This window comes from Chryseobacterium sp. SSA4.19 (assembly GCF_022601875.1).
Classification (GTDB): Bacteria; Bacteroidota; Bacteroidia; order Flavobacteriales; family Weeksellaceae; genus Chryseobacterium.
The window spans coordinates 24943-48785 of record NZ_JAKVIP010000015.1; the positions used below are offsets into that span (position 1 = coordinate 24943).

At 36.8% G+C, this 23843-nt stretch carries 24 protein-coding genes; 11 read left to right on the forward strand and 13 right to left on the reverse strand.

The features are described 5' to 3' along the window. Positions 1-72: 72 nt before the first annotated feature. From MKJ01_RS11790 to MKJ01_RS11835, 10 genes are all read left to right on the forward strand, one after another. On the forward strand, positions 73-1272 hold the full coding sequence (locus tag MKJ01_RS11790; protein ID WP_241614251.1) for a beta-ketoacyl-[acyl-carrier-protein] synthase family protein: 1200 nt from the start codon (positions 73-75) through the stop codon (positions 1270-1272). Next, positions 1269-2330, forward strand: a complete 1062-nt coding sequence (locus MKJ01_RS11795; RefSeq protein WP_241614250.1) for a beta-ketoacyl synthase N-terminal-like domain-containing protein — start codon at positions 1269-1271, stop codon at positions 2328-2330. Before MKJ01_RS11790 ends, MKJ01_RS11795 begins: the two co-directional genes overlap by 4 nt. A gap of 52 nt (positions 2331-2382) precedes the next feature. Continuing rightward, positions 2383-3135: a polysaccharide deacetylase family protein gene (locus tag MKJ01_RS11800; protein ID WP_241614249.1), complete on the forward strand. Its 753-nt coding sequence runs from the start codon at positions 2383-2385 to the stop codon at positions 3133-3135. Beyond that, positions 3135-3761, forward strand: a complete 627-nt coding sequence (locus tag MKJ01_RS11805) for an outer membrane lipoprotein carrier protein LolA (RefSeq protein WP_241614248.1) — start codon at positions 3135-3137, stop codon at positions 3759-3761. Before MKJ01_RS11800 ends, MKJ01_RS11805 begins: the two co-directional genes overlap by 1 nt. Then, complete coding sequence (locus MKJ01_RS11810) at positions 3727-4362, forward strand: hypothetical protein (protein WP_241614247.1); 636 nt, start codon at positions 3727-3729, stop codon at positions 4360-4362. The genes MKJ01_RS11805 and MKJ01_RS11810 overlap by 35 nt, the downstream gene beginning before the upstream one ends. A gap of 7 nt (positions 4363-4369) precedes the next feature. Next, entirely contained in the window at positions 4370-4981 is a 612-nt protein-coding gene (locus MKJ01_RS11815) for an outer membrane beta-barrel protein (RefSeq protein WP_241614246.1), read from the forward strand. A 135-nt stretch (positions 4982-5116) separates the two neighbouring features. Beyond that, on the forward strand, positions 5117-5719 hold the full coding sequence (locus tag MKJ01_RS11820) for an outer membrane beta-barrel protein (protein ID WP_241614245.1): 603 nt from the start codon (positions 5117-5119) through the stop codon (positions 5717-5719). A gap of 4 nt (positions 5720-5723) precedes the next feature. Beyond that, positions 5724-6104, forward strand: coding sequence for a hypothetical protein (locus MKJ01_RS11825; RefSeq protein WP_241614244.1), 381 nt, complete (start codon positions 5724-5726; stop codon positions 6102-6104). Then, entirely contained in the window at positions 6101-6577 is a 477-nt protein-coding gene (locus tag MKJ01_RS11830; protein ID WP_241614243.1) for a hypothetical protein, read from the forward strand. The genes MKJ01_RS11825 and MKJ01_RS11830 overlap by 4 nt, the downstream gene beginning before the upstream one ends. A 4-nt stretch (positions 6578-6581) precedes the next feature. Continuing rightward, the gene (locus MKJ01_RS11835; protein WP_241614242.1) at positions 6582-7754 is read left to right on the forward strand and encodes a DUF2062 domain-containing protein; all 1173 of its coding nucleotides are present in this window, start codon (positions 6582-6584) and stop codon (positions 7752-7754) included. 64 nt (positions 7755-7818) lie between these two features. On the opposite strand, the gene MKJ01_RS11840 is transcribed toward MKJ01_RS11835, so the two are convergent. From MKJ01_RS11840 to hutH, 10 genes are all read right to left on the reverse strand, one after another. Next, positions 7819-9831 (reverse strand): FG-GAP-like repeat-containing protein, encoded by a 2013-nt coding sequence (locus MKJ01_RS11840; RefSeq protein WP_241614241.1) that lies wholly within the window; start codon positions 9829-9831, stop codon positions 7819-7821. 20 nt (positions 9832-9851) lie between these two features. Continuing rightward, positions 9852-10946 carry a hypothetical protein gene (locus tag MKJ01_RS11845; protein WP_241614240.1) on the reverse strand — a complete coding sequence of 365 codons (1095 nt, stop codon included), beginning with the start codon at positions 10944-10946 and terminating at the stop codon, positions 9852-9854. 188 nt (positions 10947-11134) lie between these two features. Continuing rightward, complete coding sequence (locus tag MKJ01_RS11850; RefSeq protein WP_241614239.1) at positions 11135-12883, reverse strand: C45 family peptidase; 1749 nt, start codon at positions 12881-12883, stop codon at positions 11135-11137. Further along, a complete protein-coding gene (locus tag MKJ01_RS11855; protein ID WP_241614238.1) occupies positions 12864-14411 on the reverse strand; it encodes an NAD(P)/FAD-dependent oxidoreductase in 1548 nt (515 codons plus the stop codon). The genes MKJ01_RS11850 and MKJ01_RS11855 overlap by 20 nt, the downstream gene beginning before the upstream one ends. 98 nt (positions 14412-14509) lie before the next feature. Beyond that, complete coding sequence (locus tag MKJ01_RS11860; RefSeq protein ID WP_241614237.1) at positions 14510-15343, reverse strand: GLPGLI family protein; 834 nt, start codon at positions 15341-15343, stop codon at positions 14510-14512. 36 nt (positions 15344-15379) lie between these two features. Next, positions 15380-16264, reverse strand: a complete 885-nt coding sequence (locus tag MKJ01_RS11865) for a hypothetical protein (protein ID WP_241614236.1) — start codon at positions 16262-16264, stop codon at positions 15380-15382. Between the two features lie 99 nt (positions 16265-16363). Next, positions 16364-16618, reverse strand: a complete 255-nt coding sequence (locus MKJ01_RS11870) for an acyl carrier protein (protein ID WP_241614235.1) — start codon at positions 16616-16618, stop codon at positions 16364-16366. A gap of 4 nt (positions 16619-16622) precedes the next feature. Further along, positions 16623-17843, reverse strand: a complete 1221-nt coding sequence (locus tag MKJ01_RS11875; RefSeq protein WP_241614234.1) for a beta-ketoacyl synthase — start codon at positions 17841-17843, stop codon at positions 16623-16625. Between the two features lie 114 nt (positions 17844-17957). Further along, positions 17958-18689: a 3-oxoacyl-ACP reductase FabG gene (gene fabG / locus MKJ01_RS11880; RefSeq protein ID WP_241614233.1), complete on the reverse strand. Its 732-nt coding sequence runs from the start codon at positions 18687-18689 to the stop codon at positions 17958-17960. Positions 18690-18758: 69 nt separating this feature from the next. Further along, positions 18759-20279 (reverse strand): histidine ammonia-lyase, encoded by a 1521-nt coding sequence (gene hutH / locus MKJ01_RS11885; protein WP_241614232.1) that lies wholly within the window; start codon positions 20277-20279, stop codon positions 18759-18761. A gap of 100 nt (positions 20280-20379) precedes the next feature. Here hutH and MKJ01_RS11890 point away from each other — a divergent pair, with 100 nt between their 5' ends. Beyond that, positions 20380-21624: an NAD(P)/FAD-dependent oxidoreductase gene (locus MKJ01_RS11890; RefSeq protein ID WP_241614231.1), complete on the forward strand. Its 1245-nt coding sequence runs from the start codon at positions 20380-20382 to the stop codon at positions 21622-21624. A gap of 33 nt (positions 21625-21657) precedes the next feature. Here the strand turns inward: MKJ01_RS11890 and MKJ01_RS11895 are convergent, their stop codons facing one another. The 3 genes from MKJ01_RS11895 to MKJ01_RS11905 form a co-directional block, all read right to left on the reverse strand. After that, positions 21658-21906, reverse strand: a complete 249-nt coding sequence (locus MKJ01_RS11895) for a hypothetical protein (protein WP_241614230.1) — start codon at positions 21904-21906, stop codon at positions 21658-21660. Between the two features lie 126 nt (positions 21907-22032). After that, the gene (locus tag MKJ01_RS11900; RefSeq protein WP_241614229.1) at positions 22033-22266 is read right to left on the reverse strand and encodes a hypothetical protein; all 234 of its coding nucleotides are present in this window, start codon (positions 22264-22266) and stop codon (positions 22033-22035) included. 23 nt (positions 22267-22289) lie between these two features. After that, positions 22290-23582 (reverse strand): phenylacetate--CoA ligase family protein, encoded by a 1293-nt coding sequence (locus MKJ01_RS11905; protein WP_241614228.1) that lies wholly within the window; start codon positions 23580-23582, stop codon positions 22290-22292. Positions 23583-23843: the final 261 nt, after the last annotated feature.

Consider the following 23843-nt stretch of genomic DNA (forward strand, 5'->3'; position numbering starts at 1 on the left):
TTTAACAATGTACCAATCTGGAATGATAATATTGTTACACTGTAAATTGGTATATTGGTACATTATTAAAAAATGAATCAAAAAATTGCCATTACGGGAATGGGTATCATTTCTTCCATCGGGAATAACGTGGGAGAAAACCTGAACGCATTAAAAACCGGGAGACATGGTATTTCGGACATTGAATTATTTGAAACCCGGCATCAAGGAAATATTAAAACCGGCGAGATCAAATGGTCTAATGAAGAACTGGTTAGGAAACTTCAGCTACCTGAAGATAATAATGCCACCAGAACTGTATTATTAGGAATAACGGCCGCAAAAGAAGCTGTAGAAAATGCCGGTATTTCAGACCTAAATGAATATACAACAGGCTTAATCTCTTCTACCAGTGTAGGTGGAATGGACGTCACCGAAAAGTATTTCTATTCTTACGAAGATTTTCCTGAGAAACAAAAGTATATTGATGCTCATGATGCCGGAAACTCATCCCTGCTCATCGCAGATTATCTTGGCTTAAAAGGTATGGTTTCTACCATCAGTACGGCTTGCTCTTCAGCAGCAAACGCTATTATGATGGGAGCAAAACTTATTAAAAACGGAGTTTTGGACAGGGTGATTGTAGGCGGAACAGATTCTCTTTCAAAATTTACGTTGAATGGCTTTAATACATTGATGATTCTTACCGATTCTTACAATACACCGTTTGATAATGACAGAAAAGGGTTGAATCTGGGCGAAGCAGCTGCTTATATTGTCCTGGAATCCGATGAATGTGTAAAAAAAGGAAACAAAAAAGTTTTAGGTTATCTGTCGGGTTACGGAAATGCCAATGATGCACATCATCAGACGGCTTCTTCGGAAAACGGACAAGGCGCTTATTTAGCTATGGAGAAAGCTTTGAAAGTTTCAGGTTTAGATAAAGAAAAGATCGACTATATCAACGTTCACGGAACGGCAACTCCAAATAATGATCTTTCGGAAGGAATTGCTATGATCAGAATATTCGGGGAAGATAAAGTTCCGGAATTCAGTTCTACAAAGGCTTTCACAGGTCATACTCTGGCTGCAGCAGCAGGAATTGAAGCAGTGTATTCATTGCTGGCTATGCAGAATAATCTTATTTTCCCAAACCTGAACTTTAAAACAAAAATGCAGGAATTTGACCTGACACCTGTTACTGAACTGAAAGAAAAAAACATCAATCATGTTCTATCCAATTCATTTGGATTCGGAGGAAACTGTTCAACTTTAATTTTCTCAAAATCATGAGCGGGGTTTACATCAACAGTGCAGCCTGTATTTCGGTTCAGGATACTTTAAATGAAGATTTTTTCCAGAATTTAAAATCAGAGAACTCAGTTCAGGTTTTAAAAGCAATCGAGCCCAATTACAAAGAGTTTATTCCTCCTGCCATGAGCAGGAGAATGTCCAAGACTGTAAAGATGAGCTCAGTAGCTTCAAAATATGCTTTACAGGAAGCAGGAATCGAAAATCCCGACGCTATTATTGTCGGCACCGGAATGGGCTGTTCACAGGATTCGGAGAAGTTCTTAAAAAATGTGATCGACAACCACGAAGAATTTCTGACTCCTACTTTTTTTATTCAATCCACTCATAATACCGTGGCAGGGCAAATTGCTCTGGGCCTGCAGTGCCATGCATATAATTTCACGTATGTCAATCCTTCTTCCTCCCTCGAATTTTCATTGCTGGATTCAAAATTGCAAATCAATGACGGTGAAGCAAACCATGTTTTAGTAGGCTCAACCGATGAACAGACAGATCGGACAATGGAATTGTATAAACTCAACAATACCATTAAAAAAGAAGAAAACCTTCCCGTAGATTATATGAACTCAACTACAGAAGGTGTTACTTGGGGTGAAGGGTCAAGCTTTTTTGTTGTAAGCAAACATAAAACGGCAAGCTCTTATGCCCAGCTGAAAGATATAAAAATCAGTAACAGGTTAGATTTAGAAGAAACTCAACGGTTTATTGAAGATTTTTTAACCAAAAATAATTTGTCAGCCCAGGATATTGATGCATGTATTTTAGGATGTAGCGGCGATGAAAAATCAGATATGTATTACGTCAAAGCATTGGATTTATTTAAAAATTCAGCGATGTTGTATTATAAACACCTGAGCGGAGAATTTAATACCGCAAGTGGCTTTTCAACATTCATGGCCTGTCATATTCTGAAAAAACAAGAGATTCCGGAAGTGATGATGATTAATGATGTTAAAAAAGACAGCATTCGTCATATCATTTTGTACAATCATCTTGGCGGAAATGATCATAGTTTGGTTTTGCTTGAAAAAATCTGATTTAATTAAACAAAATTCATTCAAAATAAACCCTGAGATTTAAGAATAAAAGATGAAACATTACTTATTTATATTATTTTATCTTTTTTGTAACGTTCTCATTTACGTGTTTCATGGAAGCTTATGGGTGTATTTATTTTGTTTTTTACTATTTTCTTCAGTTGTCATTTGGGGCTCCTTTGATATAACATTAGGATATTTTGTCAACAGCATTATCCGTAAAAGAACAAAAATTAAAGAAGTGGCCCTGACTTTTGATGACGGTCCCACAGAATTTACTCCGAAATTTTTAGATCTATTAAAAGAAAACCAAATAAAAGCGACTTTTTTCTGTATCGGTAAACAGGTTGAAACATATCCCGAAATCTTTAAAAGAATCATTGCTGAAGGCCATACCATTGGAAATCACACCTTTTCCCATTCCGATAATACCGGATTTTTATCCGCTTCAAAAATGGCTGAAGAAATTCAAAAGTGTGATGAAATCCTATTCAAAACGGGAAATATCAAGACTGATTTATACCGGCCTCCTTTTGGCGTTACCAATCCGAACATCGCCAGAGCAATAAAGAGAACCCATAAAGTAAGCATCGGCTGGAACGTCCGTTCTTTAGATACCGTAATACAAGACGAGAAAAGAATTTACAGAAATGTAGTCCGCAATATAAAAAAAGGAAGCATTATTCTGCTTCATGATACTTCAGAAAAAACATATAACGTTCTGAAAGATTTATTGCTATTTTTGAAAGATAAAAGCTATTCAACTTTTACAGTTGATCCAATAAATGATAAAAAAACAAAATAATGATTAAAAATTGTTCACTTGGAGCATTTTTGTTGATTTCAGGTTTATTCTTGTCACAAAATACAGCCATGTCAGCGGCTGAAGCAAAAGCATTTGTAACCAAAGTTTCTTCGGAAACAAAAGCAATAAAAACCCTGCAAAGCGATTTTACCCAAACCAAAAAAATGGATTTCCTGGATAAAAACATTGTCACGTATGGAAAAATGTCTTTGAAAACACCTAGTATGCTGAGCTGGAGATATACCAGGCCTTACCAGTACAGCATTGTGTTTAAAGACAACAAAATATTCATCAACGACCAGGGGAAGAAATCTTCTGTTGATGCCAAAAGCAAAACGTTTGAAAAAATCAATAAGCTGATTGTAGGCAGCTCCAACGGACAGATGTTCAACGATCCTGAATTTTCTGTGACTTATCAGAAGAGTGCAAATTTTAACATCGCAAAATTCATCCCCAAGTCTGCTCAGCTGCTGAAATATATCAAGCAAATTGAATTGAGTTTTCCTAAAGGGCAGTCTACGGTTTCTCAGGTAAATATGACGGAAGCTTCAGGAGACACGACGAATATTGTTTTTAAAAATACAAAGATCAATGCGCCGATTGCTGCTTCAGAATTTAGCTTATAGTCTTGTTCTTCTGTTTTGTCTTTCCTGCAAAACCTATTCGCTTACAGATGCACAACCGGTTTCTACTGCTGAAAAAACAGTTGAAAACAGGTACTTTTCTTCCCATGAAGATTATGTTTATAAATGTCAGATGGATATTTATCAGAATCATGTAAGCGGAATCCTGATCATAAAAAAAATAAATGAAACAACGCATCGTGTTGTTTTAACTTCTGATTTCGGAAATAAGTTAATTGATTTTGAAATTTCAGAGACTGATTTTAAGCTTAATTATGTCCTTCCCGATCTGGATAAAAAAATAGTTATCAATTTTCTAAAAGATGATTTCCAACAACTGTTAAAACAGACCTATTCCGTAACCGAAAGTTTTGAAAATCAAAATTCAAAGATTTATCTGTTAAAAATTGATAAGAAAGCCTATTATTTATTTTTTAACAAAGAAAACGGTTTGTTAAAACAAATCATTTATACGAAAAACAAGAAGGAAAAAATCGATTTTACTTTTGAGGCTAAAAAAAATAATTTTGCAGACAGCCTTAATCTTCAACATAAAGATTTCAAAATCAATATAAAACTGTTTCAGATAACCGAAAACGAATAAATTTTACATGAAAAAAATTATTTTCCCCCTTCTGATCATGATCTCAGGGGTTTCAATGGCCCAGGTTACCTGTAATCCGGGAATAAGAACAGGCATCAACTTTTCAAATTTCACGGGTGGAAAAAATGAAAATTTTTATATATACGAAGATGGCAACCCGGAAAAAGTAACCCATACAGATTTAAGAACAGTGACTGACTTTTATCTCGGATTAGAGGCAAATATAAGGTTTTCAAAGCATTATGCTTTACAACCAGAAGTCAATTATTCAAGACAGGGTACAAGTCTGCAGTACACGACAGAAAATGGAGCAATGCCGCGAAAAAGACTGCAGTATAATTTTATTGGGTTACAGTTGACGAATAAATTATATATCCAAAATTTTAATATACTTGCAGGTCCGTTTCTCGATTTATCTGTCGGCAAGAATAATTCGGGACTGGATTTGGGTTTCACGGGAGGTTTGGGATATGATTTGTCTAAAAACCTGGGGTTTGAAGCCAGGATAAAAAAAGGCTTCGTCTCCATGCTTGATCATGAAGATTCTTCTTTCCTGTTGGGAAATTCCAATACTGTTATTCAGGTCGGCGCCTATTACACATTCCATTTTAATAAATAACGTTATTCCATTAACAGATAACAATTTTCTTTTCCTTTCAAAAAAACATATCTTCGCGGACAGTTTAAGTCTTCAGTAAATACTTAAAAATAAAATATACAACTCTTCAGATAACTGAAAACGAATAAATTTTACATGAAAAAAATCATTTCTTTACTAGCAATTATGATTTCAGGATTGTCTTTTGCTCAGGTAACGTTCAACCCGGGAATCAGAATTGGAGCCAACATCTCTCATTTCTCTGATGGACCCGCTCATCAGGCATGGAATTACACAGATTCCAATCATTATTATTACTACGGTTATAATACGTTCGATGTAAAGTCCAAAGTAGATTTATATATCGGTTTTCAAGGCAATATACGATTTGCTAAAATCTATGCATTGCAGCCTGAACTTTATTATTCGCGCCAGGGAGCCAGATTTGAGAGTCAGGAGTCTTCTGTTCCATCGAAGACGGTAACCGTATCTTATATTGGTGCAGCAATGGTAAATAAATTTTATTTTGACAAATTTAATATTCATTTCGGACCGACTCTTGAATTGTTAACTGATCATAAAAATATTGATTTTACTACTGAAGCCGATTTGGGTATTTTATTAGGGACAGGATATGACATCACAAAAAATATCGGGGTAGAGGCCCGGATTAAAAAAGGATTCGTACATATTTATAACGATCACACGAATGTTACATTCCAGGCAGGTGTTTATTACACATTTAATATGAAAAAATAATTTTATGAAGACCATTCTTACGGATTTTTATACTTTACAAGCTTATGAACAGATTGAAAACGGAAGTTTCACTGCTCAGATATTGTTAAACAAAGACCATGACATTTTCAAAGGCCATTTTCCGGGAAATCCGGTAACACCGGGAGTTTGCATGATGCAGATCGTAAAGGAACTGACAGAAGAATTTACCGGTAAAAAATTGTTTTTAATATCTGCTTCAAATGTAAAATTCATGGCCATCATTAATCCTTATGAAACTCCTGAACTGAAGCTTCAACTGGATATTAACGAAGATGAAGATTATGTTAAGGTAAAAAATACAACTTCTTTTGGCGGGACTATTGCATTAAAAATGTCAGTTAACTACCAAAAAACATCATCATGAAGCTTATATTTTCATTTTTGACTGCTTTTATTCTGTTCTTTCAATCGGGTCTTGAATCTCTGAGGAACAGCTACGCCAAAGCTAACGTATCCAATGCCAATACAGAGGCCTTCATCAGTACAGCAGAAAAAGCTTCCGGTTCCGACGCTGTAACACAGGGATACAAAGCTGCTGCAAAGATTATGGAAGCAAAAATTACCAAGAACAACAGAAAGGCACTGGTAAAATCCGGAGCTACAAGTCTGGAAAGCCTCATCAAATCTCATCCGCTGGATGTAGAACTCAGGATCATAAGGCTGAGCGTTCAGGAAAACATCCCTAAAATTGTAGGGTATCGTGGAAGCCTTAAAGAAGATAAAGCTTATATACTTTCTAATTACGGAAAACAAAACGCTGCTCTTAAGAACTATATTAAAAAGTTTGCTGCTCAGTCTAAAACCATGACGGAAGCTGAAAAAGCAATATTAAAATAAACTGATGACCCTTTCTGAAGTTCAACATGCGATTTCTGAAAAGAAAATCTGTGTTCTGATTCCTACTTACAATAATGAAAAAACCCTGCAAAGGGTTATTGATGGGGTATTGGAATATACTGCCAATATCATCGTAGTAAACGATGGCTCTACAGATTCCACGCTGGAGATTTTAAATCATTATCCTCAGATTACTGTCATTAATCTTCCTGAAAACAAAGGAAAAGGTAATGGCCTGAAAACAGGTTTCAGGAAAGCTGAGGATTTAGGATACAATTACGCACTCACGATTGATTCAGACGGACAGCATTATCCGGATGATATCCCTGTTTTTACAGAAGCTTTACAATATGAAAAGGAAGAGGTTTTACTGATCGGCAACCGGAATATGTCACAGGAAGGCATTCCGAAGAAGAGCAGTTTCGGAAACCGATTTTCTAATTTCTGGTTTTGGTTTGAAACAGGGATCAGGCTTGAAGATACCCAATCCGGTTACAGATTATATCCTCTCCATAAAATTCCCAAAAAATATTTTACCCCGAAATTTGAATTTGAAATTGAAATCATCGTACGGACAGCTTGGCGGCATGTGGTTGTAAAAAATGTTCCGATTAAGGTTTTGTATGATCCTGCAGAAAGGGTTTCACATTTCCGGCCTTTCAGAGATTTTACCCGAATCAGTATCCTGAATACCACTTTGGTGACGATTACATTGCTGTATATCATTCCAAGAAATTTCATTAATAATTTCAGGAAAAAGAGTTTTAAAAGATTCATTAAAGAAGATGTTCTGGAAAGTGACGGAAGCAACCGTACCAAGGCATTTTCTATTGCGCTTGGTGTATTTATCGGATTTTCTCCTTTCTGGGGATTTCATACGCTTCTTACCATTTCCTTATCCGTTCTTTTCAAGCTGAATAAGGTTCTTGCTTTCGTGGCATCCAATGTAAGCCTCCCTCCGTTTATTCCTCTTATTATCGCGGCATCCTTATTTTTAGGATCGCCTTTTGTTTCAAATGAAAGCAATATCTTCAGTCAGGAGCTTAATTTTGAACTGATAAAGAACAACCTTTTGCAATATATAATCGGAAGTTTTATACTCGCAACAACATTATCCGCCGTTTCGGGTATTGCTACCTTTCTTTTTTTAAATAAACTGAACCCTGATAATAATTAGTGTAACATAAAACTGCAAAGCCTCCCGGCTCTGCAGCATATTAATTGTTATTATTTGCGTTGAATTATTTCTTCGTCATTTTCTGAGAATAGTTTTTCCCATTTTTATCTGTTAGCACCAGAAGATAATTTCCAGTTTTTAATTCTTTGATTGACAGCTCACTTCTTTCAACTTTAGATTGTAAAACCAGTCTGCCGCTTGTTTCATACACTTTAGCCTCAACAGGAATAAAATCTGATGTTGTTTTAAAACTGATTATATCATCAGCCGGATTTGGATAAATGGTGAATATCTCGTGAGAATTCTGAACTTCCCGTGTATTTAGAAATGATCCTTCTACAACATTTAACGTAGTGTTGGGTGTTACATTGTTGATGATATCAACCAAACCTGAAGGCCACCTCACAATAACTTTTGTGATTGCAGCTGCCTGCCCGATTCCGAAATGGGTATTGATCGTACTCATATTACCGAATCCTGTTCCGCTCTGTACATCACGGATCTGTTTTCCCCAGGCGCCGTAGATTTCAACTCTTGCCCCTATTCCGTTTCTGTTACTTTGAGTCCCTTTTAAAGTTACCTTCAGCCATTTATTGGTATTTCCTGCATTCATCATGATGTTATTTCCATTCTGAATGTCAAGGAATCCGTCGTTATTAAGATCTCCTATGGGACGGTCAGAGTAACTAAGATTATAAGCAGTCGCATTGGGAGTAAATGTAAAGTCGCCATTTCCAAACATGATTGTGTTTCCTGCACCTAAAACATCCAGAAACCCGTCATTGTCAAAATCATAGGCCACATATTCTCTGCTTAAAGCATTTGTGGTGTCATAACCTGATCCTGCTGATTTATCTGTAAAGGTCCCGTCTCCATTATTTTTCATTACTTTGCTCAGGCCGTTACTGGTAGAGTTGATCCCTACTACAGCATCCATCCAGCCGTCATTGTTAAAATCTCCCCAGGCCGCAGACCATGTCTGAGTGGGGTTTGCGATATTGGCAGCAGCAGCAACATTGGTAAATGTTCCGTTTCCGTTATTCCTGTGCAGTTCGTTTATATTTCCGCCGGGACCGGAACCGCCGCCACTGCATTTTGCAATGAAAAGATCCATGTCACCGTCATTATCATAGTCGATCCAGATAGATCCGTAATTCCCGCCTGAAGGAAAGTCTCCCAATCCCCCCTGATGATGGTTCATATTTGTTCCGTCATTAATATAATATCGATTAGGAGCATTGTCATCACAAACGAAGGCATCAAGTTTACCATCATTATTGATATCTATAAAATTGGTTCTCTGAACTAAAAAAGATTGAGGCTTTTTCTCAGAAGTGTAGCCGGTGCCGTTTGAATTTGCCTTTACAAAAGCAATTCCGCTTCCTGAACCGTACATAAGATCATTATAGCCATTGTTATCATAATCTCCCGCAGCAATACTCCATGAAGGTGTTATTGAAGTATTTGGGATTGTATAGGTAACATTATTAAATCCACCGCCAGACTGCTGATAAGAAATCACGATCTGAGTGTTGCTTACCACGGATACGATATCATCAAGATAATCACCGTTCATATCCACAATACAATTATTAAAAGTTCCTGCAGCAGGCACAGGCTGTGCCACGAAAGATAAACGGTCCGGGACCACCACTACTTCAGAAAGAGTAATGTTAAAGCCTAAAGAAGAATATTTATTATCGAATACAATATAATAAGTGGTTCCGGCAACCATATTAAGAATGACCTGAGAAAATTGTCCGGAAGAATCGTCATTAGCAGTAAGACAACTGAGTGCTGTGCAGCTTCCTGTAAATACAATAAGGCGTGTATCTGCATTTTGTCCTGCTGAAGAAGTATTTATTTTAATGGTTTTATTCTCTGTAGCAGTATACTTATACCATAATCCTCTTGCTCCGGCTACACCCAGATTACATCCAGTAGGCGGCGGATCTCCTGATACTGCAGGGGCAGTAACTGTTCCTATGGTTAAAGGAACGGCTGTGGCGCATGTGAATTGTGCAATTCCCCATGTAATGTTGAGGATAACTGCAAAAAGCGATAGAGTTTTCTTCATTTTATTGGTTGTTATTAATTTTACGGACAGTTTTGGTTCAATGTATTGATCCACTGCTTTAAAAGATCAACACCTTCATCATGAACAATGGTTCTTCCCAATAAAGGCATCCTGTTATTTTCATCTATAGAATTAAGCCTGAAATGCATAATTGATTTGGAAGCATTTCCGGGTGTAATAATCCTTTCCAGAGAGGGATCAAGCGGTTCATCAGCCATTACGCAAACTCCTATTTTTGATAAGTCAGAGGTTTGGCTGAAACTCAGGCGGATGGCTCTGTAATCGCAACGCGCATTTTCCTGATGGCAATGGGCACAATTGATGTCCAGATACGATCGCAGCCTGATATCCAAAGGCTTATTTGCATCTTTGTAATTTACCGTAGAGGCTATATTGGCAGGATAACTTTGGAGATACCCCTCATCAACCAGCTTCTGAAGCTGATTTTTAACTCCGTTCGGATAATTATAAGTACCGTTCAGATTCTGAGGTTTTACACCGATAGGAACAGGTTTGTTATCAAGCTTATGACATGCAAAACATTCGGTTTCAGAAGGGATTCTATAATCTGTATTGATTACATTACCATTCTCTTTTTTGAATGTGATGTTTTTCGAACTTCCACTGGTAAAATTAGTTCCTGTAATCAGTTCTGCTTCTTTCTGGGCATCATTCCATACATATTCAGCGAAGATCCAGCCGCTTGCTTTTTTAATCATTAACCGGGTTTCAATAATTTTAGTGGTATTTCCGGGTTGTATCGTATTATAATAAAAGTTTTTAATTAAAACAGTCCCGACAGGAAAATTTAATGATTTATCGTCTCCATCATAACTTGCTTTTAAACCACCCGGCATCCAGATAAACCTTTTCTTTAAAGCATAGTCTGTAAAAAGGGAACTGGCAGGTTCATAAGGAATGACTTTCGTATTAGGATTCAGATTTTTAAGTTCGCCTGTAAAAAATGAATACGTCGACAATTTAGCATAGGGAACAGCGTCAATATTGAAATTAACAAAAGAGCTTTCCGTTTCAATACTTTCTATTTTTTCATCATTTTTACATGAAAAAAGAAAGAGAAAACAAAATAAAAGCAATAAGTAGATTTTTTTCATTCACATTCGATTTAAAAAAACGAATATAAATAATAAATCTGCTTGCAACCAAATTTTAAGCAACAAAAGCAATCGTTTAATTAAAATTTGAAAATATAAATATTCAAATACAAAGAATTCATCAATCTAATCCTACAAAAAATTCAGAAACGATAATCAAAAACAACAAAATTAATTTATCAGAAAAATTATCTTAATTTCTTTAATGTTTTTTGTCTGTATTCTTCAACATGTTCTTTATCCGGAATGGTAGTAATTTCTTTTGTTAAAGCTTTTTCAAATTGAAGATTCGCATTAGAATATTGTTTTTTATTAAAATAATATTTCCCGATCTGATAATGCACCAGCCAAAAATCAGGATTTAAAGATTGATAAGAATGGATAAATTCCTCTGAAAGTAAGTTATCTTTATTGTCAATCGCATCTTCAACCTGAGTGCTCAGTTTTTTATATTTTTCATAATTTATGAATTCATGAGAATCGACAAAAGGATCTTTAGGAATATTCAGGCTGGATCTGGCAAATTCGCCATCTGTATGTTTTTTATCAGAAAAAATGGTATTCAGATCATAGCATACGAATTCTCCGAGCTGGTATGGACTGGACGAAACCCAGACCAGCTTTTTCTGAGGTGAAAAAATGACAGCATGATGTGCCAGAAGCTGATTAATTGCTTTTTCGTTTCCATAGCCGATCTTTTTCCCTTTTATGCCTGATTTATCTCGTAAAATCGAAGCCATTTTCTCAGGATTCAGTTTTTTATTTTCCTGTAAAAGCTCCTGTAATTTTTCGTAACGGTATTCCGAATGGCTTTCTATAATATGCTTTTTATTTCTTTTATCATCTTTGTAGGCGTCAGACTGAAAATGGTTTGTGCAAAAAATCCGGTGCGTATTTTCAACTTTATATACTCCGAAATTATCCGGAGACACTTCAATAATCACTGCATTTTTATCATTCGAGCTTCCCACCAGAATGGATTCGGAAACAAAGACTTTTCTTTTTCTCGCAATAGCAATCGCTTCATCGATATTCTTGGCAAATTGTAAAATTTCCCTTGTCACCAAAGAAATAGGTGTTTTGGCTATTAACGGAATTTTTGATTTCCCTGCGTTAATGGTCACGGTTATTCCTTCTTTATTCATGCCTGAGACCACACCGATCATACCAGGCCAGCTTACAGAAAGATAAGGAATCCCGATTTCAGGTTCTACAAATTCTATCAGTTTATTTTTAGCAAAGTCATCTCCTACATAAAAATCGAAATTCCTACCGATCAGCAGGTCGCCGTCTTCTGTATTTTCATCCCAGACTGCAAGAGAGGTACAGCCAACTACCATTAAATCCTGCATGGCATGGCCGATATCGTGCGCACCATGGAGGTACAGGTTCCTGAGATATTTGGGTGCAATAAAGTTATATTTATCCGATGAATACCGAGATAATCCGTATAATTCGGCCTGAAAGTCTTCCCGGACATTCAGATACATCTTTCGGTTATACCATTTCAGGAAGCTCCGCAATAAGTTCTGTTTGAATTTTGAAGGTACAAAACCTTCCACTTTTGAAAAGAAAATATCTTCCTGCTTCTGCATTAAACCTTGGGTCAGTGCTCCATTATTATACCCCAATTGCAAAGGGTTTCCTTTAATATACAATTCCCAGAGCTGCTGTTTATTTTTTGTCAGATAGTTCTGATTAAAACTGAATGTTGAATCATTGATTGTCTTGACAACCGGGATATCAAGAGAATATTGTTTTACCCCAGGAATATGCCGTATCGATTTTCTGATGCCGCAAGATGTAATGCTGAATGTAAGAAAAACGCATAGGATAAACCTTTGGATCTCTTTCCGATGATACTGCAAATCTATGTTTGTCCATCTACATTCTTTACAGATCATCATATATTGCCTGTTAATTCCTCTGTTCTTCACTTTTGCTTTTATTAATCATGCGGGTTAATCTTTCATCAAGAACTTCCTTGCCTAAGATTTCAGCACAGGTATTAAAGGCTCCTATGGTACAGCCCAAAATCCCGTGCATATTGACAGACTGCCCTGTTAAAAAGAGGTTATCAATTTTAGTTCGCGGGGAAACCATCGTTTTCAGAGGATTTTCAGAAGTTTTCACATATCCGTACATATTTCCGTTAAAACTTCCTATATAATCCCGGTATGATAAAGGTGAAGACGTGTGAATATTTTTAATGCAATTTCGGATGCCGGGGATTTTCTTTTCCAAAGCGGTAATCATTTTTTCCGCTTTTTCTATTTTGAATTTATTATACAGCTCTCCCCTTTCATTCTCATTGGTAACCGTATTGAATGTACTTTCCCATTCTTTCACTTCACTAAAATCCATATAAGAAATTGCCGTTATACTTTCTGCAAATTCAGGATAATGCTTTGATTGGGAAGAAGAGAGCATATAAGTTTCAGGCCATGAATTTCTCTCGTAACGGTATGCATTCCAGACCATTTCTTCACTGGAATAATGGTATATGTTGTAATTAAAATTCGGAACAGCCTGAGGTTTTAGAACAATATACACGCTGAAACACGATGGTATAGGTTCCCAGCTTAAAATCCGGTTAAGAAACGATTTTTTTAGCCGTTGCTCCCCAATCAGCCTGATGGCTGCGCGGATTTCTATATTTGAAATTATTTTTCCCGCAGAATATTCTGTTCCTGCCTGCGTTTTCACTCCTGTTAAAGAATTATTTTCACTGAAAATAAATTCAGTAACTTCAGCATGTTTATATATGTCTGCTCCGTATTGGCGGAGTTTCCCAATTAACAGTTTTGAAATCTGGCTTCCGCCCTTGACGCATTTATAAGCACTCTGAATATAAGAATTCACCGTTAAAGCATGAACATAAAAAGGTGTATTTTCAGAATCACCGGCATATAAAAAATTGGATCCTAACAATACCGACTGCAGCTTTTTATTCGAGGTAATTGATTCGATGAGCCTCTTTGTATTTAGATGTAAAATCTCTTCAGGATAGGTATCTTTCCCCACTACATGATATCTGGGAAAATGGCTGCAGACCCGCTGAATTTCTTCGCAATAATTTTCTAAATTTTCTTTTTCTTCAGGAAAATATTCTGATAGCTGTTTAACAAAATTTTTATACCCCTGAGCATGCGGATATTCGATTTCATCATCTCCGAAAGTAATTTTATCATAAGCATCTTCATCCATTTTCTGAAGTTCCAGATCATCCATAATCTCCAGATAAGAAAAAAACCGATAAAGGTTCTGCCCTTCAGAAAGCCCACCCAGATAATGAACACCTGTATCAAAAATCAGTTTGTCCCTGGAAAAGGTCTGTAAATTTCCTCCGTACTGATTGTTTTTCTCCAAGACACACACTTTCAAGCCTTCTTTCGCCAAAATAAGAGCCGAAACAAGCCCCCCCAGCCCGCTGCCGATTACAAGGATGTCATAATTTTTTTTCAATGTGGAAGATATGCGTCAAAAATATACAGAATTTTGAAATATTGAAAGATAAACTTAAAAAATAGTGGTATTTCCTGTCATGATTAAATAAAATCAAATTATTTATATTCAACTTTTTGATTGAGCTCAACAGGATTATTACTCTTCTCTATTCTTTCCTGTATTTTTTTTATATAGTCTCTTGTGTCCACAGGTTTATATCCGCCATTACCATCATCCGTCATCACATTCATCCCTTTTGCCTTAACGGAAGAAAGCGGATCACTGAAATAATCCTGTAACAATTTCTTATATTGCTCCCAGGTAATCATGTTTCCCCCTTTAGTTTCATACAGAGAATTTTCAGTATTTTTTTTTATTTGAATGACTCTAAAAAGAAAATCATGATGATCATCCTCAATCTGTATAATCAATCCTGGAAGCCCGTGAAAATAATAGGGACCTTCCGAAGTGGCAATATCTCCCGAAAACCATGCAATCCAATGCCTGCCGCCATACTCAAATTCCGCTTTCTGGCACTTTATGTTCTCAATAATCGCTGTTTCGGGTAAAATATCCCACTTGAGTTCATCTGTAATATCGATAAAGAACCGATCCCGGCTCAAAGGGGAAACGAAATATTTCCTGTAGCTTGGTCCGTTTAAATCTTTTGTAAAATAAAGTTCGGTGTTGATATTTGAATTATATCCTGTACCAAGCCCTGTTTTTAAAATCATAGAATCCGATTGCTTTCGAAAATCTGTCCTAAAAACGGATTTTCGGGAAACAATATCCAGTACATAATTCTGGTTTTCTGCTTGTGTCCCGGACGCAGGATCAGGTTTATAAGTAAGTTCATACAAAACACTCATATTTTGCGAAAATACATAAGAAGGTAATCCGGAGAAGATGACAATGAATACCTGAAATAAAAAAATACGGTTTCTCATCATTTTATGAAAATTAGTTTTCTCAAAAATGGTGAAAAATTAAGGTAAATCATCCCAAAAATCAAAATAATTGAACCATTGAAACGGATATTTTTTAATCATTGACTCAAGATTTTGCGTGTAGGAATGTAAAAGTCCTGCTGCATCCCGTTTCTTAACATTTTGAGCGACTCTTGCATACAGATGGTAATGAAGATTACTTTCTTTCATAACGTATACATATACCACCGGAACACCCAATCTCGAAGCGATCATGAAAGGACCTGCCGGGAATTTTGCAATTTTTCCCAATAAATCTCCTTCCAGGAATTTTGAGCCTTCAAAATAGCGGTCTCCCGTAAAGCAAATAAGTTCATTTTTGGACAGTGCCTCATTGATATCGAATATATGCGACATGTCATCTTTTACATAAATAAACTTGATGTTGCTTTCTTTAACGGAAACACTTTCAAGATATTCTTTTATTACAGTAATTTCCTGATCTGTAGTTACCATGTTAATCTGGCAATCAAAATCAATATCTGCAAAAAAATGCTCAGCAATTTCAAAATTACCGATATGCGCGCTGATCAGGATGCCGCCTTTTTTTTCCGCTAAAAGATTTCTGAGGTTTTCAATCCCGTCAAATTCATAAGTGTATTGGTCCCGTAAACCGGTGGAGATAGCCGTTTTATCAATAAGTACTTTACCAAAAGTAAAATAACTTTTAAAAACAGATTTTTTAGCCTTCCAGGCACTATAATTCAGTCTTTTTTTGAAATAATATGAAATATATCGGTTACTCTTTTTTTCGAATAAGAAATAGTAGGAAGCGACAAAGTAAAGCACCGCATATGAGCTCCGGATCCCGATATTTCTAATACACCAGACAAATATTTTATATCCTAAAATGGTGCCTTTAGATTTACCTTTCCACTTATTCATCGTTATAGTTTAATAATCATAACACCCTAATAACAAAACACTTAAAACTATTATCTTATCGTAGAGTTACATTTTTGAGAGTAAATATCCAACCGATAATTATGAGTTTTTTTCAGTGATTTTGTTTTCAATGGTTGAGTAGAAATCATCAAACGTAATGATATTCTTAAAATCGGCTTCTCCCAATTTTACACCGAAATTAGATTCGATCACCACCACCATATCAATATAATCCAGGCTGTCTAAACCTAAGGTCTTTTTAAAATTAGCTTCATTGCTGATTTCATCGCCATCGACTTCAAATTCATTGATTAAAAAGTCGTTGACAACCGCAACAATTTTTTCCCTTTCCATGTTTTTATTCAAATTTTTTAACAATTAATGCAGAATTGGTTCCCCCAAATCCGAAAGAATTTGACAAAAATACATCAATTTTTTGACTTTTTGTTTCAGCGACTAAATTTATCTTTTTCGCGTCATCGTCAGGATTTTCAAGGTTGATGTTCGGCGCCACGAAATCATTCTGCATCATCAGGATCGAGTAAATCACTTCACTGGCTCCCGCCATCCAGCATTCATGTCCGGTCATTGACTTGGTAGAGCTTACCGGAACTCTGCTGCCAAAGATTTCATAGATGGCTTTGGCTTCATTCGCATCACCAAGCGGTGTAGAAGTTGCATGGGCATTAATATAATCGATATCTTCTGCATTTAAGCCTGATTGGTTCAATGCTCTGTTCATGGCCAGAGCAGGGCCGTCAACATTGGGTGTGGAAATATGTCCTCCGTTTGAAGAAAAACCATAGCCAACGATTTCAGCAATAATATTTGCCCCTCTTTTCTGAGCAGACTCCAAACTTTCAACAATTAAAGAGGCTGCTCCGCCGCTTGGGATCAGTCCATCCCTTCCTGAATCAAAAGGCCTTGAAGCTTTTGTCGGCTCATCTTCCCTAACGGAAAAAACGCCTAACCCGTCAAAGCTGGCCATTGAATACTTATTGGTTTCCTGCGCTCCGCCACAGATAATCATTTCCTGGAAACCGTTTTTAATCATCATATACGCTAAGCCCAATGAATGAGAACCACTTGCACAGGCAGCACTGATTGTCAGGTTGATCCCTTTCAGCTTAAAAATTGTAGAGAGGTTCATGGTAACAGTAGAATTCATAGATTTGAAAATAGCTCCCGAACCTATTAAAGTGGTATCCTTTTTCTCTCTTGCAATATCAATAGATTCTACAACAGCCTGGGAAACACTGTCATTGCCATATAGAATACCGACTTCATGAATATCCAGAAAATCCTGGTCTATATTTGCCTGCCGTAAGGCGTCAAGCGTTGCAATGTAAGCATATTCACTTTCTTCGCCCATGCTTATACGCTGCCTTCTGTTCAGAAGATTTTTTAAATCCGGTTTAGGCACAACGCCTGTAAGCCCCGATCTGAAACCGAACTCTTTTCTTTCATTCATCAAAACAATACCGGATTTTCCCTGATAGAGAGATTTTTTCACCTCTTCCAAAGAAGTTCCGATGCAGGAATAGATTCCCATTCCGGTAATGACAACTCTATTTTCCATTTATTAAATGTAACAATTTATCGACATAACAGTGTAACAATTTTTAACCGATCTGTTTTTATTGGTAAACCGATACATTGGTCTATTGGTACATTGGTACATTGTTATATTATTTTACGAATAAATTCCTCCGTTAATATTAATTACTTCTCCTGTAATGTATGATGATTTTTTAGAGGCTAAAAACGCAACTAAATCAGCCACCTCTTCTGCTTCACCAAATCTGTTGACAGGAATCATCGCCTTTAATTCATCTTCATTGAATTCCTGAGTCATATCTGTCCTGATAAACCCGGGCGCTACAGCATTCACTGTAATGTTTCTTTTTGCCACTTCCTGTGCCAAAGCTTTCGTAGCTCCGACTAAAGCACCTTTTGCAGCAGAATAATTCGTCTGTCCGGCAGTTCCTTTTACTCCCGACACCGAAACCATATTAATGATTCTGCCATATTTGTTGCGCAGCAGTTTCTGGATAAAGAAATTGGTTACATTAAAAAACCCGTTCAAACTGGTGTTGATCACTGCATTCCAGTCTTCACTCGGCATCCACATGAACAATCCGTCCCTTGTAATTCCGGCATTGTTCACAATCACTTCAACCACACAATCAGGCCGGGCTTCCTGCCATGCCGCTAATGTTTTTTGGGTTTCCTCTGCGTTTCCTACATCAAATTTAAGAATTTCCCCTGTAGATCCCAACTCTTTAACTTTAGCCAACGTTTCCAGTGCGGCTGCTTCATTGGAAGCATAGTTAATTAAGATATGATAGTTTTTCTCTTCTGCCAGTTTTATACAGATTGCTCTTCCTATACCTCTTGAGCCACCCGTTATGATTGCACATTTCATGTGTTGCTGTTTGTTTTTAGTTTTTAAGTATTCTCAACCTTAGTTAAGACAATCTATTATATGAAATAATTACAAAGCTTTTAAATAATTTTTCACTTCTTGAAGATAAGGATACATCACCATGTCATCCGAAAAAGCTGGAATGATCTTCCTGACCTCATCATAGAGTTCTTTGGTTGCAGATGAAACTTTATCCTGATAACCCAGGTATTCGATCGCCTGGGCAATGGTAATGGCTTCGATCGCCAATACTTCAAACGCATTTTCAATGACTTTTCTGCAGATCACGGCTGCATTGGTCCCCATGCTTACAATATCCTGGTTGTCATTATTGTTAGGAATACTGTGAACATACATCGGATTAGACAGCATCTGGCTTTCTGCCGTAGTGGAAGTTGCAGTAAACTGCACGCCCTGCATCCCAAAATTAAATCCTAACTTCCCTAAATTGACAAAAGGCGGAAAAATCTCATTGATTTTTGCATTCAAAAGGTAATTCAATTGCCTTTCCGCCAACATGGTTAATTTGGTCACTACGATTTTCAGCTTATCCATTTCCAGAGAAATGTAATCTCCATGGAAGTTCCCTCCATGATACACATGCTGGTCTTCAACATTGATAATCGGGTTATCGTTTGCAGAATTGATTTCGTTTTCCAAAACCTTTTCTGCATATTCCATTGTATCTAAAACAGGCCCTAAAATCTGAGGCACACATCGCAGAGAATAATATTCCTGCACCTTTTCTTTAAATACTTTTTCCTGTTCGTCAAAACGGGTATATAAATGATCTGCCCTTTTTCTGATCAACTGACTGTCAGATAAGTGCTCACGCATTCTGGCTGCAATCTTTTGCTGTCCTTCATGTAGTTTTGTTCCGTTCAGAACTTCAGAAAAATGATCATCATATGCCTGAACAATTTCATTGATGGCACAAGACAGTTTTATGGAAATATCCGTTAACTGGCTTGCTTTATGGGCATTGACAATACCAATCCCTGACATTACGGAAGTTCCGTTCATTAATGCAAGACCTTCACGGATCTCTACGTGTATCGGCTGCAGGTTCTCAATTTCAAAAACCTCTTTGGCGGATTTCCTTTCTCCTTTATAAAATACTTCACCCTCACCAATTAAAACCAAAGCCAGATGTGCCAGCTGAACCAGGTCCCCGCTGGCTCCAACGCCACCATGCTCAAAAATCAGTGGTGTAATATCTCTGTTTATAAACTCTTTAAGCAAAACAATTACCGAAGGATGAACCCCTGAATTTCCAAGGGACAAGGTATTCAGTCTTGCCAGCATGGAAGCTTTTACTTCTGCCGCAGGAAGAGGATTTCCGATTCCTGAAGAATGACTCCTGATTAAATTATACTGAAGCTGATGCGTATCTTCATCGCTGATTTTGAACTGGGCCATCGGTCCAAAACCCGTGTTTACACCATATATTACTTTATTTTTCGAAAATTCTTTCAGAAACTGAAAACTTTTATCCACTCTGGCTAAGAGTGTTTCATCCAGTTCTATCTTCTCATTTTCAATGATGACTTTTTTAAAGTCGTTCAGTTCTAAAAAGTTATTTATTTTCATTAATCAAAAAGTAATAGTAAGATAATTTTTGTAATTATTAATTAATTGTCATTAATTTTGCGGCAAAGATAGAAGTTATTATTAAAATAAAAAACCAAAGATGAGTAAAGAATTTGTTGATGTTCTCGTAATCGGTGCAGGACCTTCCGGATGCGTATCTTCTTCATACTTAAAGAAGAACAATATCAACGTGAAAGTTGTCGAAAAAACAAAATTTCCCAGATTGGTAGTAGGCGAAAGCTTAATTCCGAGAGTGATGGATCATTTTGATGAAGCCGGACTTTTCCCTGCTTTGGATAAAATGGGTTTTGAGAAAAAGCTGGGGGCCCGCTTTTTACGAGGCAATGAAGTCTGCATCTTTGATTTCAGCAACAAGTTCGGAGACGGCTGGGACTGGACCTGGCAGGTTCCGCGGGCTGATTTTGACAATGTCCTGGCCCAGGAAGTCATTAAAAAAGGAATTGACCTTGAATTTGAAACAGAAGTGACAGGTATCCGCTTTAACGGAACGGATTCTGTGACCACAGTAAAAGATAAAAACGGAGAGACAAAAGAAATCCACGCCAAGTTTGTCATTGATTCCAGCGGATATGGAAGGGTTTTACCCAGACTATTAAACTTGGAAAAACCGTCTAAACTGTCTCCGCATTCTGCTATTTTCGCCCATGTAGAAGATATCAACAGAGAAGAAGGAACGGAAGGCACTTTGATTTCTTTTGATATCATTGAAACTGAAGTCTGGCTTTGGGTAATTCCTTTCTCAAACGGGAATACCAGTGTAGGAATCGTAGGTCCTACGGAGTATATTGAAAAATTATCTGAAAACGGGAATACGGCTGAAGCTTTGAAAAAAGCCATATCGCTTTCAGACTATTATGTAAAACGTTTTGGAGATGTAGATTTCCTTTTTGAGCCCAGGCATTTGAAAGACTATTCGTGTTCGGTGAAAAGCTTATTTGGCGACGGATTTGCCCTGACGGGAAATGCTTCGGAGTTTCTGGATCCTGTATTTTCATCAGGAATGGCATTTGCCACAGAATCCGGAATGCTGGCAGCAAAGCTGGCTTTACGCCAATTGAACGGCGAGACCATAGACTGGCAGAGAGAATATTCCGACTATATTTTATATGGAGTGAATGTTTTTACAACCTACGTAAAAGAGTGGTATACCGGAAATCTTCAGGAATTATTTTTCCACCAGCCGGAAAACCCTGAAGTCAAGAGGAAAATCTGTGCTGTCCTTGCAGGCTATGTATGGGACAAGAAAAATACATTTGTAAGAATCCATGATACAGCCATTAAGAATCTTGCAGAGTTTATCAAAACGGAAAAACAACAAGCATAAAAAAGGTCTGGAAATTTCCAGACCTTTTTCATTTTATTTTACTGCGTTTTTTATTTCTTTTCCCAGATATTTCCCAAGGGACTCGTATGCGCCGGCAATTCTGCCGTATTCCATCACAATTTCTTTATTATTTACGAATTTATCGAATTTATTAAACTCGGCCTCCGCTAAAACGTTTGACGGATGATTGGTTTCAATCAGCTTTATTTTTCCAGTAATTTCTGCAGTCATGACAACCATCCCTCCGTGCCAACCTGGAAAAACCCAGTTTGTCTCCAGCAATAGGGTATATTTCGATGATGGACTGGCCTTTTTAAAGCTAATATTTTTATAAGATTTATTCAGGCCCTTCGTAAAATAATTGACATATTCCTCATTTTTATACCTTTGCCATTCTCCATTCCACTTTTACCATCCCGCTTCACCTCTTTTAGGATTTGCCAGAACATCTTTTTTCCTGTTTTCAAGATATTGCTCCTCCGTAATGTTTTCTTTCATCATCAGTACGTTATCGAATTTAAATTCCACATTTACCTCCGTCTGATCTTTCAAAACGCTAAAACTGCCAGACTTAATTACTATTCTCTGTGCATTGAGAGCCAAAGCAATAATTAATGAAAATAGTAAGAATAATTTTTTCATAGTTTATAATTTAATTTTAAAATTTATCTCAAATCTATAAAAGTAATTGGCTTCCTGCTGTTCGGGTTAAAAACAACTTTAGACAAAATATCAAAATCGATAACTTCAATTCTTGGGCTTACTCTTAATTTAGCCCGGAAATGATCTCTTACCTCATTGACAAAATTTTCAGATCTACTATCTGTACTGAGTTTAATAACAATCTCATCCAACCCTATTTCATTCGACTGAATAACAATCTGATAGCACAGAATGTTATTAAAATCATTAAGGATATCGTTCATCGCAGGCGGATATAAAGTTGTCCCTTTATATTTGATCATCTGCTGCTTTCGGCCGACAACAGGCCCCAGCCGCATGGTATTTCTTCCGCATGGGCAAACTTCATAATGCGCTTTTACAATATCACCGGTTTTAAATCTTAATAAAGGAATGGCCTCTACACCTAAAGTGGTGATGGTCAATTCCCCACTTCCACCTTCTTTTACAGGATTTTCTTCGTCGTCAAGAATTTCGGTGATAATCAATTCCGGGTGTTGATGTCCGCCGATTTGAAATTCGCACTCTGTAAAAGCGGTGCTCATTTCTGTGGAAGCATAGGTCGAGAATAATTTAATATCCCATTTTTCCTTGATTTTCTGTGAAAGAATGTTATCCGTAAAATCCTGGTTTTTGATACTTTCCCCAATACAGACTGCCCCGTACACACTTGAATTTTTATAATCAACCCCATGTTTTTCGGCATAATCAATCATTTTTAGTAAAAATGAAGGAACGGTAATCAGATATTTTGGCCGATACCTGAAAATAGAATCCCACTGCAGTTCGGGAATTCCGGGACCCATTCGGACAACGCTCGCTCCCATTTTTCGCAACCCTAAAAAGTAAGCAAGCCCGGCCATGAATCTCTTATCGATCGTCGTGATCATCTGCACTACATCACCTTTGCGGATTCCGGCACAGGCAAAAGAAATCGCTTCGTTATATGCAAGCCTTTCCAGATCATTATCTGACAATCCGAATGTAACAGGATCACCTAATGTACCGGACGTCGTGCTGTAATCTACAATTTGATCAGGAGTTACACAGAAAAAATCATCATTATGCTGCTGAATATCATTTTTTGTCGTTGTCGGAATTTTCTGAAGATCTTCTAACGTCTGAATATCAGTAATGTTAATATTATTTTCTTCAAATAATCTCTTATAAAAAGGCGAGTTGTTTTCAAGATATATTAAAAGCTCCTGAAGTTTTCCCTCCTGAAACTTTTTGATTTCCTGAATGTCTGATTGTTCGATGGATGGATAAAATTCCAATGGCGTTTATTTTAAAGAACAAATTTATTTAAAATTAAAAGATTGAATGATTAAAAATTTAAAAATTAGATTCAGCTATGGATTTCCCGTGATGATTTTATTTTAAACGCAAAGATTAGTTACTGTACTTTTGATCTCAGATGGCAAAGGCAAATAAATTTGCTACGCAAAGCTTGAAATAAAGCTTCGTAAAATCAACTTGTTGATTATTCTTTGCTCACTTAACATTAAGTATGATTAATTAAAACTTTGCGTGAAAAA